Below are 12,682 nucleotides of genomic sequence, written 5' to 3' on the forward strand. Positions count from 1 at the left end.
CTCACGCGGGCGGCGCGAAGCGGATCTCGCAGCGCCAGCCGCGCCCGTCCTCGCCGGCGCCCAGGGCCATGCGCGCGTTCATCAGGCGCGCGTACTGCGCCACCAGGGCCAGGCCCAGGCCCGCGCCTTCCCCCAGCAGCTGGCCGGTCTCGCCCTGCGCGCCGCGCTGCACCAGCTGCGCCTGCAGCTCGCCCGGCAGCCCCGGCCCGTTGTCCTGCACCGAGAGCACCACCTCCCGGGGCGTGCGTTCCACCGCCACCGTGACGGCCGACGCCTCGCCGTCGCTGCGGCCGCCGTAGCGCAGCGCATTGTCCAGCAGGTTGTTGAGGATGCCGTCCACCATCGAGGCATCGGCGTGCACCGGCGCGGGCACGTCGATGCCGCGCGCGCCCAGGTCCACGCCGGCCGCGTCGGCGCGCGGCAGGAAGCGCAGGACGGCATCGCGCACCAGTTCGTCCAGCGCCACCTCGCCCACCTGCAGTCCCGCCTCCCCCTCCAGCGCCAGCGCCAGGTCCAGCAGCTGGTCCACCAGGCGGCTGGCGCGGGCCTGGCTGGCGGCGATCTTGCGCAGCTGCTCGCGCCAGGCCTGGGGGTCCTGCTGCGCCAGCCCGTAGTCGGCGAGGGCGCGGATGCCGGCCAGCGGCGTGCGCAGCTCATGGGCCACGTTGCCGGCGAACTCGCGCTGGCTGCGCAGGCTGAGGTCCAGCCGCGCCAGCAGGCCATTGAGCGCGGCCGACAGCGCGGTCACCTCGCGGCTGGAGTGGTGGACCTGCACCGGCGCCAGGTCGTTGGCGCCGCGCCGGCCCAGCGCGGCCTCCAGCTCGGCCAGCGGATGCAGCTCGTCGCGGATGGCGCGCCGCAGCCAGAACGCCAGCACCACCAGCAGCAGGCCCTGCGGCACCAGCGAGTACCAGACCAGCCGCTGCAGGGTCTCGGTGCGCCCGCGCGTGGTCTCGGCCACCACCACGTCGAAAGGCATCGGCGAATCACGGTGCAGGCTCACGCTGCGCAGCGCCAGGCCGTCGTGCTCGAAGTCGCGGAAGCGGAAGGGGCCGGTTCCGGCTGCGGCTGCGGCGGCGGCCAGGTCGGCTCTCGCGCCCGGCAGGTCGGGCCCCGCGGCCGGCAGGTCGGCACGGCCCGCGACCAGCGTGCCGTCGGCCCCCCGCACCGAGAACAGCATGCGCTCGACCTGGTCGAACAGCACGCGGTTGACCTCGTCCAGGGTGAGCGCCAGCTCCAGCTTGTCGCCGCGCAGCTGCACGTTGGAGGCGATCAGCACCGCGTCGTCCAGCAGCGAGCGGTCGAAGGCGCGCTGGGTGAAGTGGTAGGCGATGCCGGCCGCCACCAGGCTGCCCGCCAGCCAGGTCAGCGCCAGCGGCAGCAGCACCAGGCGCAGCAGCCGCGCCGACAGCGGCTGCTGGCCATCGCGCCTCAGCACTCGGCCTCCAGCACGTAGCCCAGGCCGCGCAGCGTGCGGATGTGGACGCCGCCACTCGCGAGCTTCTTGCGCAGCCGCGACACGAAGGCCTCCAGGGCGTTGTCCCCCAGGTAGTCCTGCAGGTCCGACAGCTTGGAGGACAGCTCGCGCTTGCTCACCACCCGGCCGGCCGGCGTCATCAGCTCCCACAGCACCTCGAACTCGCGCGCCGGCAGGTCCAGGGGGTGCCCGTGCAGCACGAAGCGGCGCGTCACCCGGTCCAGCGCCAGCGCGCCCACCTGCACCTGGTCCTGCGTGCCCTGGGTGCGGCGAACCACGGCGCGCAGGCGGGCCTCCACCTCGCCCAGGTCGAACGGCTTGCCCAGGTAGTCGTCGGCGCCGGCATTGAGCCCCGCGATGCGCTCGTCGGTGCGGTTGCGCGCCGTCAGCACCAGCACCGGCGTGCGGTCGCCGCGGGCGCGGGCCGCCTTCAGAACCGCCAGGCCGCTGGCCAGGCCGCTGCGCGGCCCCGGCCCGTGCGGCAGGTTCAGATCCAGCAGCACGGCGTCGAAGGCCTGCATCTGCCAGACCTGGTCGGCCTCGGCCACCGAGCCGGCCACGTCCACGCGGTGGCCGGCGTCGTGCAGGCTGCGCAGCATCACGTCGCGCAGCACCAGGTCGTCTTCGATGAGCAGGATGCGCATGGCGGGGGTGTACAGGCTCGGCCGCCCGTCCATGCTACGCAGTTTCCGCAAGCCTGAGGCTGGCGGGGGCCTCGGGTGGGGGGTGAAGGGCGCCTGGGAGCCCAGGCGCCCAGGTCTTACCAGCGCGCGGCCATCGAATCGGCCGAGAAGCGCGGATCGCGGGTGATCGCGCCCAGGTCCACGAACTCCATCTGCGACAGCGGGATCGAGCTGACGTCGCGGAACATCTGCTCGCTCCATGCCGCGTTGGGCTCGCCCTGCACGTAGAAGTCCATGCCGATGTCCGACACGTAGAGGCCGTAGCGCTTGGCCGCGGTCGCGATGGCCTTGGCCTGCGGCGTCCAGTGGTCCGGGATGGCGAAGTCGGCCTTCAGGCGCAGCACCGCGCCGAAGGGGATGCCGCCGGGCGTGTCGCCGCCGGCGAAGTGGCGCGCCGGCCAGTTGAAGCTGCGCGCCAGCACCGCGTCGCGGAACGTCACGCGCAGCGCGTGGCGGATCTCGCCGGTGTCGGCCTCGGCCGCCTTGGCCAGGAAGGGCGTGATCGGAAGGCCCGCCGCATCGCCCGCGGTCCAGCCCGAGGGCCGCAGCGCCAGCGACTTCAGGTCCCAGGCCGCGCTGGACATCGTGTACCACTGGCCGCCGATCGGATAGGTGGCGTAGCCCTCCCACAGCCGGCAGGCGCCCTGTTCGACCACCAGCACGTGGTGGTCGCCGCAGCTGTTGGGGTCGTGGCAGGTGCCGCCCTCGTTCTTGACGTTGGTGCGCGGGAAGGGGAAGCGGCGCTGGTCGGCGGGCACCGCGCTGCAGCCGCGCGTGAGCGTGTGGCCGCCGGCGCCATCGGCCACGGCGCAGTCGCTCTCGTGCGGCCAGCCCACCTGGCTGCTCACGCCCGAGGGGCTGAAGTCGTACTGCACCTGGTTCCAGGAGGTGGTGGCGGCCGAGCCGTCGACCACGTTCACCGGCATGCCGTAGTAGGCGTCGCGCTGCGTCGGATCCTCGCCGCGCCACCAGTCGGCCCGGAAAGGCGTGGACGTGCCCACCGAAGCGATCCAGGCCGCGCTGTTGGCGTGGGCCGGAAAGCGGCTGGTGTCGTCGATGCGGGTGTTGAACACCGCCTCCTGCGGGAACAGCTCGCAATCGGCCAGCACGGGGGCCGGGCCGGTCGCGCCGGCGCCGGTCCCGGGCGCCGGCGCGGCGATGGTGCTGCCCGCCGGGATGTCGCCCGACGCGCCGGCCGCGGCACTGCCGCCGCCACCGCCACCGCCGCAGGCGATCAGCGTGGCCACGGCCGCGGTTGTCGTCAGCAGGGCGATCGCGCCCCTGCGTTGCTTCTTCTTCATCTTGTTCTCCAGACTCAGCAGTTCGGTGACCCCTCATCCTCGACGGGACGCGGGGCTTACAACCGTGTCGAGGTGCAAAGATGAGGTCGGGGTCTTTACAGCTGAGTCCAGCGATGCGCGAAGCAATTCACGATGGCAGCCATCCGGACAGGGTTCGCTCCAGCGCGGCCCGCATGCGGCGGGCGTGGGAGCCCTGCCAGTAGAGGCGGCCACAGCCCGGGCAGCGGCGGGCCGGGCCGGGCAGGGCGCGCACGTCGGGCGGCAGCAGCTCGTCGCGCTGCTCCTGCGAAAGGGGCTCGGACAGGAGGGTGTTGCAGACCGTGCAACGGGTGAAGAGTTCGGCCGGCGGCTCCAGCCGGAGCGAGAGCACGAGGTCGCGCAGCTGCTCCAGCGGCGCATCGCTGCGCACTTCGTGCGCGCGATGCGGCTTGAGCTCGCGCAGCAGGTGCCGGTCGCGCGTGAGCAGGATGCGGCGCTGCTCGTTGGCCAGGAACACCAGCTCGGGATCGGCGAGTCCGGGCTCGAACGTGGTGTCCCAGCCCAGGACCCGCAGCCAGCGCGCCAGGCGCGCCAGCATGGCGTCGGCGGCGAAGCGCGGCGCCGCGCCGGCCATGGAAGCCCCTTACTTCTTGCCCAGCTGCAGGCGGCCGGCGCCCTCGGTGTAGAGCTTGGTCTTGTCCGCCATGAACGCATCCATCTGCTCGAGGCCGACGTTGACCAGCTCGAAGCCGGACCTGCTGGCCAGCTCCTTCATCTCCGGGTCGCTGTTGAGCGCCATCCACATGTCGCTGATGCGCTTGCGCGCTTCCGGCGGCGTGGACTTCGGGACACCGATGCCGCGGTAGGCACCGTCCACCCAGTCGACGCCCAGTTCCTTGAAGGTGGGCACGTCCGGCATGAGCGGATGGCGCTTCTCCATCGCCACGGCGAGCGGCCGGATGCGGCCCTTGTTGGCGATGGCGAACGGAACGTACGTCATGGCGCCGTCGACCTGGGAGCCGATCACGGAAGTCGCCATGTCGCCCGTGCCCTTGAACGGCACGTACACGGTCTTCACGCCGAAGGCCGCGTTCATGCGCTCGTGCGCCGCGTGGTTGGCCGAGTTCAGGCCCGAGCCGCCCAGGTTGAGCTTGCCGGGGTTGGACTTGGCGTTGCGCAGGAAGTCCTGGAAGTTCTTGATCGGGCTGGACTCGGGCACCACCAGGATGTCGGGCGTGAAGTGGAACCAGAACACCGGCGTGATGTCCTGGGTCTTGTACTGCACCGTGCCTTCGATCGGCTGGAACACGATGTGCGGCAGGTTGATGCCCACCACGTTGGCGCCGTCGCCGGGCAGCTGGTTGATCTGCGTCCACATCAGCGCGCCGCCGGCGCCGGCCTTGTACTGGATGATGGTCTCGACGGCGGGGCACTTCTTCTTGAGCACCACCTGCTGGTGGCGCGCCGACAGGTCCGATTCGCCGCCGGGCGGAAAGGCCTGCCAGTACATCACGTTCTTGTCGGGGCAGCCCTGCGGGGCGCCCGCGGACGGGGTCTGGGCCAGCGCCAGCGGCGCGGCCAGGGCGAGCCCGAGGGCGATCGCGATCTTTCTCATCCTTGTCTCCTTGTTGGCATGCTTACCAATGAACCCTTGTCGCAGAAATTCAGGCGTTCTTCAATCGGTGACAAACCGCATCGGTCACCTGCGCCGTGGTGGCCTTGCCGCCGAGGTCGCCGGTGTGCAGCTTGGGGTCGGCGGTGACGGCCTCGACGGCCTTCATCAGGCGCCTTGCCGCGGCGGTCTCGCCCAGGTGCTCCAGCAGCATCACGCAGCTCCAGAACGTGCCCACCGGGTTGGCCAGGCCCTTGCCCATGATGTCGAAGGCCGAGCCGTGGATGGGCTCGAACATGCTGGGGTAGCGGCGTTCGGGGTCGATGTTGCCGGTGGGCGCGATGCCCAGGCTGCCGGCCAGTGCGGCGGCCAGGTCGCTCAGGATGTCGGCGTGCAGGTTGGTGGCCACCAGCGTGTCGAGCGACGCGGGCCGGTTGACCATGCGTGCGGTGCAGGCGTCGACCAGTTCCTTGTCCCACTTCACGTCGGGGAACTCCCTGGAGATCGCGACCGCGATCTCGTCCCACATCACCATCGCGTGGCGCTGCGCGTTGGACTTGGTCACCACGGTCAGGAGCTTGCGCGGGCGCGACTGGGCCAGCCGGAAGGCGTAGCGCATGATCCGCTCGACGCCGGCGCGGGTCATCATGCACACGTCAGTCGCCGCCTCGATCGGATGGCCCTGGTGGACGCGGCCGCCGACGCCGGCGTACTCGCCCTCGGAGTTCTCGCGCACGATCACCCAGTCCAGGTCCTTGGGGGTGCAGCGCTTGAGGGGCGCATCGATGCCCGGCAGGATTCGCGTGGGCCGCACATTGGCGTACTGGTCGAAGCCCTGGCAGATCTTCAGCCGCAGGCCCCACAGCGTGACGTGGTCGGGGATCTGCGGGTCGCCGGCCGAGCCGAACAGGATGGCGTCGAAGCCGCGCAGCTCGTCCAGCCCGTCGGCCGGCATCATCTCGCCCTTCTCGCGGTACCAGTCGCCGCCCCAGCCGAAGCTCTGGAATTCGAAACGCAGGCCGTCCTGCGAGGCGGCCAGGGCCTGCAGCACCTGCTGGCCCGCGGGGACCACTTCCTTGCCGATGCCGTCGCCGGGAATGCAGGCGATACGGTGTGTCTTCATCGTCGCTCCTTGGGTTGTGAGCGACCGATCATGGGGGCTGCGGGCGGCGCCGAATCGGCGCGGTCCTCAAGCGACCCTTCACCCCCAGGTGAAGAATGGGGAGCGGCTCAGACGGCCTTGTTCATGTCGACGTCCAGCCCGGCCTTGCGCATCTCGCGCGCGACCAGCAGGTGCCACAGCTGGGCCTCGTCGCGGGCGTGCAGCTGCACCAGGCCTTCCAGCTCGGGCGCCAGCGCGGCCTTGCCGCCGGCCAGGAAGCAGACCTTGCGCCGCGACAGCAGGCCGAACAGGAAGCCGATCTCCATCAGCGTCTGCGGCTTCAGGCCGGCACCACCCGCCGCGGGGGCGAGGTCGGTGGCCGGGACCAGCACGATCGCGTAGTCGGCCCCGCGCACGCCTTCGAAACGGTCCAGGAAGGTGCTGTCGTCGCTCACGGCCGGCGCGCCCAGCGTCACCGCCTCCAGGCCGAGCTGCTCGACGAAGGCGGCGACCGAGCGCGTGCCCGCGTCGTCCGGCTCGCCGACGATGGCGACGCGGCGCCCGCCGGTGGCGGCGGAGGTCGTGGAAGGGGACGGGGTGGCAGGTGTCGGCATGGGCGGTTTCGTGGGGGCGGGCGTGGGAGCGGGTGTCGGGGCGGGTGTGGGCGCCGGGGTCGGAGCCGGCGTGGGAGCGGGAGTCGGAGCAGGCGTGGGCGCCGCAGTCGGAGCGGGCGTAGAGGCCGGAGGGGGCGCCGGCGTCGGAGCAGGCGTCGCGGCGGGCGCAGGCGTTGGCGCGGGGGTAGGTGCAGGCGTGGGTGCGGGAGTCGGCGCCGGCGTCGGTGCCGCCTTCGAATGCTTCGGCGCCGGCGCGGGCTTCGCACCGGACTCCATCCGCTTGGCCAGCACCTTCATCGCCGAGTTGATGCTGGAGATGGCCTTGTCGAGGCCCGCCTTGATGCCGTCGCGCAGCTCCTCGTCGGTGTAGCGGTCGCCGAAGCTGGTCTCCATCGACGCATCCAGCGCGCCGACCTTGTGGTCCTTGTAGTCGGCCGTGCCGCCGCCCAAGACCTCGGCCAGCACGCCGTTGATGCGGTTCTGCATGCCCTCGATGCGCGGGTCCCAGCGGTCCTGCAGGCCGCTGAGGTCGAAGCGGCGCGCCTCCTGCGCCAGCCGCTCCAGCCGCTCGATCGCGGCCTCGGGATCGGCTGCGCCGTGGTTGCGCGAGTGGGAGTTGCCGTTCGACATGCGGAGGTGGGAAGCTGCGACGGCTGCCACTTTAACTGGTCCCGTTGAGCAGAATGCAGGCATGTTCACGCCCGCCGCTTCCGCCGAGATGCAGTTCTTCAGCCTGTTGGTGCGCAGCGGCAGCCTGTCGGCGGCCGCGCGCGAACTGCAGGTCACCACGCCCGCGGTGAGCAAGCGGCTGGCGCTGCTGGAGCAGCACCTGGGCGTGCGCCTCCTGCGCCGCACGACGCGCCGCATGGCGCTCACGGCCGAGGGCGAGACGTACCTGGCCGACGCGCGCCGCATCCTGGCGGAGATCGAGGCGCTCGAAGGCCGGCTGCGCGGCGCGACCGAGCAGCCCGCCGGCCTGCTGCGCGTGAACGCCACGCTGGGCTTCGGGCGCCTGCGCATCGCGCCGCTGATCTCCAGCTTCGTGCGCGAGCACCCCGGCGTGCAGGTGCAGCTGCAGCTGTCGGCCAGCCCGCCGCCGCTGACGCAGGACGCCTTCGACGTCTGCGTGCGCTTCGGCGAGCCGCCCGACGCCCGCGTCATCGCGCGCCTCCTGGCGCCCAACCGGCGGCTGCTGTGCGCCTCGCCCGGCTACCTGGCCCGCCGCGGCACGCCCAAGTCGCCGGCCGACCTGGCGCGGCACGACACCATCGCCATCCGCCAGGGCGACGATGCCTACGGCGTGTGGCGCCTGCAGTCGGGCAAGCGCACCGAGACCGTGAAGGTGCAGGGGCCCCTGAGCAGCAACGACGGCGAGATCGCCGTGCAGTGGGCGCTGGCCGGCCACGGCATCGTGATGCGGGCCGAATGGGACGTGGCGCGCTACCTCAGGAGCGGGCGGCTGCGCGAGGTGCTGGCCAACTGGCACACGCCGCCGGCCGACGTCTATGCGGTGTACCCGGTGCAGCAGCAGGGCGCGGCGCGGGTGAGGGCCTTCGTGGAGCACCTGGCGGCGCAGCTGCGCCGCGACTCGGGCCCGGCGGACTGAGCGGCGAACTTCCCTAGGTCGGCCGGCCGCGGCGTCCCTAGAATCGCGCGCATGACTCATCAGGCAGAACACAAGGAGCCGCGGGCATGAGCGGGCTGACCGCCATCCGGATCGCGGCGCTGCTCGCGATCGGCTACGGACTGTGGGTGCTGGTCGGCGGACCGGTGCAGCTGGGTGCGGGCTCGCAGGCGCTGACCATGCGCCTGAGCCTGGGCAACCCGGTCGCCTGGCTGATCGGCCTCCTGGCCGTCTTCATCGGCTGCTTCCTCTGGATGCGGTTCGCGTGGGCGTGGTGGCTGGGCCTGGCGGCGGCGCTGTTCCAGGTCTGGCGCATCGTCTACCCGATCTTCTCCAGTGCCGGCGCGCCGCGCCTGCCGGGGCTGGTGACGCTGCTGGTGCTGGCCCTGCTGGTGCTGTTCATCGTGCTCCTGTTCTTCCCCAAGGCCCGCGCCGCCTGCAGCCGCTGACTGACGGCGGGCCGATCCCCGGCCACAATGGGATCACCATGGACCGCCGGTTGCTGATCGCCGCGCTCGCCTGCTGGCCGACCGGGCGCCTGCTCGCCCAGGACGACGCTTCGCGGCCGCGCCACAAGATTTCCGCGGCGACGCTGCACCAGTCGCTGGCGCAGCGGTTTCCGCTGCGATTCGGGCTGGGTGGCCTGCTGGAGATCGAGGTGACCGCGCCCAGCCTGCACATGCTGCCGTCCCGCAACAAGCTGGGTGCCGGGCTGCAGGCCCAGGTGAGCGGCGCGCGGCTGCAGGACGTGCCGCCCGCCGAGGTGGACGTGGCCTTCGCCCTGAGCTACGAGGCCGCCGACCGCAGCGTGCGCGCGCACCAGCCCGAGGTGCTGTTCCTGCGCGGGCCCGGCCTGCCGCCGGAGGCTGTCGAAGCCCTGCAGGCCATGGTCCCCGTGATGGCGCGCGAAGCGCTGCGCGAAGTGGTGCTGTACAGGTTCACCGCGCGCGACCTGGCCGTCGCCGACACCATGGGCTTCGAGCCGCAGGGCCTCACGGTCCAGGAAGACGGCCTGCTGGTGTCCTTCGGGCCCAGGTCCGCGCGCTGAATCTGAGGCGCGGCTTGCGCGATGATCCCGGGTCCGTTCCTGGAAGGCCGCTGCCATGAAGATCCTCGAAGTCCGCGAAAAGACCGTTCCCATCTCCTCCCCGATCCGCAACGCCTACATCGACTTCAGCAAGATGACGCTGAGCCTGGTGGCGGTGGTGACCGACGTGGTCCGCAACGGCCGCCGCGTGGTGGGCTACGGCTTCAACTCCAACGGCCGCTACGGCCAGGGCCAGCTGATGCGCGAGCGCTTCATCCCGCGCCTGATGGAAGCCGAGCCGTCGTCGCTGCTCGACGACGCCGGCACCAACCTCGATGCGCACAAGGTCTGGGCCTGCATGTTCAGGAACGAGAAGCCCGGCGGCCACGGCGAGCGTTCCGTGGCCATCGGCACCATCGACATGGCGGTCTGGGACGCGGTGGCCAAGATCGAGGACAAGCCGCTGTTCCAGCTGCTGGCCGAGCGCTATGGCGACGGCAAGCCCGACCGCAAGGTTTTCGTCTACGCCGCCGGCGGCTACTACTACCCGGGCAAGGACGACAGCCAGCTCAAGGACGAGATGCGCAAGTACCTCGACCGCGGCTATTCGGTGGTGAAGATGAAGATCGGCGGCGCGCCGCTGGACGAGGACCTGCGCCGCATCGACTCGGTGCTGTCCATCCTGAAGGACGGCCAGCGCCTGTGCGTGGACGCCAACGGCCGCTTCGACCTGGACACCGCCATCGCCTATGCCAAGGCCCTGTCGCGCTACGACCTGTTCTGGTACGAGGAGGCGGGCGACCCGCTCGACTACGAGCTGCAGGCCACGCTGCGCAACTACTACGCCAACCCCATGGCCACGGGTGAGAACCTGTTCTCCATGCAGGACGCGCGCAACCTGGTCCGCCACGGCGGCATGCGGCCCGACCGCGACTGGCTGCAGTTCGACTGCGCGCTCAGCTACGGCCTGGTCGAGTACCTGCGCACGCTGGACATGCTGCGCCAGCACGGCTGGTCGCCCAGCCGCTGCATCCCGCACGGCGGGCACCAGATGTCGCTGGCCATCGCCGCCGGCCTGGGCCTGGGCGGCAACGAGTCGTACCCGGACCTGTTCCAGCCCTACGGCGGCTTCCCCGACGGCGTGAAGGTGGACGACAGCCACGTGGTGCTGCCCGAGCTGCCCGGCATCGGCTTCGAAGGCAAGGCCGACCTGATCCGCGAGATGCGCGCGCTGGCCGAGTAAGCGCGCCGCAGCTCTGCCGGCGGCTTCGGCAAGCAACAGCTTTCACCTCCGGCGGCAACACGGCCACGCGGCGCGCCGCTAGCCTCGCGGGGATGAAACCGCAAGTCTTCACGACCGCGAGCGATGCCGGCTGGGTGCCGGCGCTGAAGGAAGGCCTGGTCGCCGGCAGCCTGGCCAGCCTGCTGTCCACCGCCGTGCTGGCGGGCGCCGGGCGACGCGAGACCGGCAGCGCCTTCGCGCCGATCAACGCGGTCAGCCACTGGGTGTGGGGCGACGAGGCGCTGCGCGAGGATGCGCCGACCTGGCGGCACACGGCGCTGGGCTTGCTCACCAACCACGCGGCCGCGATCTTCTGGGCGGTGCTGTATGCGAAGTTCACGCAGCGCACCCGCTGGGCGGGCACGCTGCCCGGCGCGGTGCTGGGCGGCATCGCCACCAGCGCCGCCGCCTCGGCGGTCGACTACACCGTGGTGCCCAAGCGGCTCACCCCGGGCTACGAGCACCGGCTGTCCACGCCCTCCATGGTGGGCGTGTTCGGAGCGATCGCCGCCGGCATCGCGATCGGCTCGCTGCTGCTGCGCGAGCGCGACTGACTTTCCGCTCGCCGGCTACTTGGCCGGCACCTTGTCCAGCGTGGCCAGGAAGGCCGCGATGTCGCGTGCGTCCTGCTCGCCCAGGCCCAGCGCGGGCATCGCCGAGAGCGGATCGACCTGCTGCGGCTGCAGCAGCCAGCGCACCATGTTCTCGGGCGTGTTGGGCAGCACGCCGGCGATGAAGGAACGCTTCCCCATGCCGTCCAGCGGCGGGCCGACGTGGTGCTGGGCGCTCACGAAGCCGGGGATCACGTGGCAGGTCACGCACAGGTAGCGCTCGGTGGCGCGCCGGCCGGCCTCCACGTCGCCGGTGCGCAGGCCCGTGCTCGCCGAAGTCCGCGGGCCCGCGGGCGGGGGCAGCGTCGCGGCGAACTGCGCATAGTCGCGCGGCGACATCGCCGGCATCGCGCGCACGAAGGCCACCACGTCCCACACCTCGTCGTCGCCCAGCCGGTAGACCCAGGCCGGCATGCCGGTCATCTTGATGCCGTGCTTGACCACCCAGAAGATCTCGCCCGGCGCCCAGGTGCGGCCGGCGGCCAGCAGGTTGGCCGGCGCCGGCGTCAGGCCGAAAGCGAGCGGCTCGGGCGCCACGCCCGGCGCGCCGTGGCACTGGAGGCACTGGTCGCGGTAGTGCACGGCGCCGCTGCGCACCCGCCGCGCCTCGCCCAGGTCGGGCGGCGCCGGCGCCTGCTCGATGCGCGACTGCACCGAGCGGCGCATCGAGTAGTCCAGCACCTTGAACACCGTGTCGGTGTGCTGGTTGGTCGCCGAGATGTCGTAGGTCCCGCGCCAGACCAGCAGCGCCGAGACGCCGGCCGCCAGCGCGATCAGCAGCCCGAGGGCGATGGCCAGGGTGCGCAGCCGGATCGTCATCGCGCGTTCAGTGCGAGTACAGGTAGGCGGCGATGTCGGCGGCCTCCGCGGCCGACACGCCCAGGTTGGGCATCACGGTGCGCGGCGCCACGGCGGGTGGGTCCTGCAGCCAGCGCACCAGCTGCTGCGGCGTGTTGGGCAGCACGCCGCCCAGGTAGCCGCGCTCGGCCAGGTTGACCAGGGGCGGGCCGACGTTGGCGCCGTGGGCCGGCAGGCCGGGGATGGTGTGGCAGGCGACGCAGCCGTAGCGCTCGATGGCCGCGCGGCCGCGGGAGGCATCGCCGCCGGGAACATGGGGCGGCTGCGGCGCGTCGCTGCACGCGCATGCGAAGGCGGCCAGGAGCAGGGCCGGCCAGCGCCCGCGTCGTCGCGAGGAGGAGTCCGGCCGGTGCATGCCTCGCGATTCTGCGAGGCACCGCGCGGGCGTGGGGCCGTGCCAGCCCGGCCGTAACAAATTCGAGGAAAAAAGCCGTTCGGTTGGGTTGGCCCCGCGCCCACGGCGGCGGGCAAGTCCTTCAACATGGGCACATCCATCGAGATTCATGCGAGCC

14 protein-coding genes are annotated in these 12,682 nt (G+C 71.9%); 5 read left to right on the forward strand and 9 right to left on the reverse strand.

Going from position 1 to position 12,682, the window contains the following annotated elements; translation table 11 throughout:
- Window position 1: 1 nt before the first annotated feature.
- The 7 genes from ASG30_RS15930 to ASG30_RS22635 all read right to left on the reverse strand — a co-directional run bounded on the left by ASG30_RS15930 (window position 2) and on the right by ASG30_RS22635 (window position 7,398).
- Window positions 2-1,438 (reverse strand): sensor histidine kinase, encoded by a 1,437-nt coding sequence (locus ASG30_RS15930; protein WP_055898856.1) that lies wholly within the window; start codon window positions 1,436-1,438, stop codon window positions 2-4.
- On the reverse strand, window positions 1,432-2,121 hold the full coding sequence (locus ASG30_RS15935; RefSeq protein ID WP_055900124.1) for a response regulator transcription factor: 690 nt from the start codon (window positions 2,119-2,121) through the stop codon (window positions 1,432-1,434). The genes ASG30_RS15930 and ASG30_RS15935 overlap by 7 nt, the downstream gene beginning before the upstream one ends.
- A 116-nt stretch (window positions 2,122-2,237) precedes the next feature.
- Window positions 2,238-3,461, reverse strand: a complete 1,224-nt coding sequence (locus ASG30_RS15940; protein WP_055898859.1) for a hypothetical protein — start codon at window positions 3,459-3,461, stop codon at window positions 2,238-2,240.
- Window positions 3,462-3,588: 127 nt separating this feature from the next.
- Window positions 3,589-4,074, reverse strand: coding sequence for a Mut7-C RNAse domain-containing protein (locus tag ASG30_RS15945; RefSeq protein WP_055898869.1), 486 nt, complete (start codon window positions 4,072-4,074; stop codon window positions 3,589-3,591).
- Window positions 4,075-4,083: 9 nt separating this feature from the next.
- Entirely contained in the window at window positions 4,084-5,055 is a 972-nt protein-coding gene (locus tag ASG30_RS15950; protein ID WP_055898872.1) for a tripartite tricarboxylate transporter substrate binding protein, read from the reverse strand.
- A gap of 49 nt (window positions 5,056-5,104) precedes the next feature.
- Window positions 5,105-6,175: a tartrate dehydrogenase gene (locus tag ASG30_RS15955; protein WP_055898874.1), complete on the reverse strand. Its 1,071-nt coding sequence runs from the start codon at window positions 6,173-6,175 to the stop codon at window positions 5,105-5,107.
- A gap of 107 nt (window positions 6,176-6,282) precedes the next feature.
- On the reverse strand, window positions 6,283-7,398 hold the full coding sequence (locus tag ASG30_RS22635) for a TIR domain-containing protein (RefSeq protein ID WP_055898877.1): 1,116 nt from the start codon (window positions 7,396-7,398) through the stop codon (window positions 6,283-6,285).
- A gap of 61 nt (window positions 7,399-7,459) precedes the next feature.
- Between ASG30_RS22635 and ASG30_RS15965 the strand changes: the two genes are divergently transcribed.
- The 5 genes from ASG30_RS15965 to ASG30_RS15985 all read left to right on the forward strand — a co-directional run bounded on the left by ASG30_RS15965 (window position 7,460) and on the right by ASG30_RS15985 (window position 11,255).
- A complete protein-coding gene (locus ASG30_RS15965) occupies window positions 7,460-8,374 on the forward strand; it encodes a LysR substrate-binding domain-containing protein (RefSeq protein WP_055898880.1) in 915 nt (304 codons plus the stop codon).
- Window positions 8,375-8,460: 86 nt separating this feature from the next.
- The gene (locus ASG30_RS15970) at window positions 8,461-8,841 is read left to right on the forward strand and encodes a hypothetical protein (protein WP_055898883.1); all 381 of its coding nucleotides are present in this window, start codon (window positions 8,461-8,463) and stop codon (window positions 8,839-8,841) included.
- Between the two features lie 38 nt (window positions 8,842-8,879).
- On the forward strand, window positions 8,880-9,440 hold the full coding sequence (locus tag ASG30_RS15975) for a DUF1439 domain-containing protein (RefSeq protein WP_156385579.1): 561 nt from the start codon (window positions 8,880-8,882) through the stop codon (window positions 9,438-9,440).
- A 55-nt stretch (window positions 9,441-9,495) separates the two neighbouring features.
- Window positions 9,496-10,662 carry a mandelate racemase/muconate lactonizing enzyme family protein gene (locus ASG30_RS15980; RefSeq protein WP_055898889.1) on the forward strand — a complete coding sequence of 389 codons (1,167 nt, stop codon included), beginning with the start codon at window positions 9,496-9,498 and terminating at the stop codon, window positions 10,660-10,662.
- Window positions 10,663-10,754: 92 nt separating this feature from the next.
- Entirely contained in the window at window positions 10,755-11,255 is a 501-nt protein-coding gene (locus ASG30_RS15985; RefSeq protein WP_055898891.1) for a hypothetical protein, read from the forward strand.
- Window positions 11,256-11,270: 15 nt separating this feature from the next.
- Here ASG30_RS15985 and ASG30_RS15990 read toward each other — a convergent pair whose 3' ends face one another.
- Window positions 11,271-12,131 (reverse strand): c-type cytochrome, encoded by an 861-nt coding sequence (locus ASG30_RS15990; protein WP_055898894.1) that lies wholly within the window; start codon window positions 12,129-12,131, stop codon window positions 11,271-11,273.
- A gap of 7 nt (window positions 12,132-12,138) precedes the next feature.
- A complete protein-coding gene (locus tag ASG30_RS15995) occupies window positions 12,139-12,525 on the reverse strand; it encodes a c-type cytochrome (protein WP_055898897.1) in 387 nt (128 codons plus the stop codon).
- Window positions 12,526-12,682 lie beyond the last annotated feature (157 nt).

The organism is Ramlibacter sp. Leaf400, assembly GCF_001424545.1.
GTDB lineage: Bacteria > Pseudomonadota > Gammaproteobacteria > Burkholderiales > Burkholderiaceae_C > Ramlibacter.

Coding starts and splice junctions, on each gene's coding strand:
- ASG30_RS15940 (WP_055898859.1), bottom strand. CDS start 3,461: ATGAAGAAGAAGCAACGCAGGGGCGCGATCGCCCTGCTGACGACAACC.
- ASG30_RS15970 (WP_055898883.1), top strand. CDS start 8,461: ATGAGCGGGCTGACCGCCATCCGGATCGCGGCGCTGCTCGCGATCGGC.
- ASG30_RS22635 (WP_055898877.1), bottom strand. CDS start 7,398: ATGTCGAACGGCAACTCCCACTCGCGCAACCACGGCGCAGCCGATCCC.
- ASG30_RS15985 (WP_055898891.1), top strand. CDS start 10,755: ATGAAACCGCAAGTCTTCACGACCGCGAGCGATGCCGGCTGGGTGCCG.
- ASG30_RS15990 (WP_055898894.1), bottom strand. CDS start 12,131: ATGACGATCCGGCTGCGCACCCTGGCCATCGCCCTCGGGCTGCTGATC.
- ASG30_RS15950 (WP_055898872.1), bottom strand. CDS start 5,055: ATGAGAAAGATCGCGATCGCCCTCGGGCTCGCCCTGGCCGCGCCGCTG.
- ASG30_RS15935 (WP_055900124.1), bottom strand. CDS start 2,121: ATGCGCATCCTGCTCATCGAAGACGACCTGGTGCTGCGCGACGTGATG.
- ASG30_RS15995 (WP_055898897.1), bottom strand. CDS start 12,525: ATGCACCGGCCGGACTCCTCCTCGCGACGACGCGGGCGCTGGCCGGCC.
- ASG30_RS15980 (WP_055898889.1), top strand. CDS start 9,496: ATGAAGATCCTCGAAGTCCGCGAAAAGACCGTTCCCATCTCCTCCCCG.
- ASG30_RS15945 (WP_055898869.1), bottom strand. CDS start 4,074: ATGGCCGGCGCGGCGCCGCGCTTCGCCGCCGACGCCATGCTGGCGCGC.
- ASG30_RS15975 (WP_156385579.1), top strand. CDS start 8,880: ATGGACCGCCGGTTGCTGATCGCCGCGCTCGCCTGCTGGCCGACCGGG.
- ASG30_RS15955 (WP_055898874.1), bottom strand. CDS start 6,175: ATGAAGACACACCGTATCGCCTGCATTCCCGGCGACGGCATCGGCAAG.
- ASG30_RS15965 (WP_055898880.1), top strand. CDS start 7,460: ATGTTCACGCCCGCCGCTTCCGCCGAGATGCAGTTCTTCAGCCTGTTG.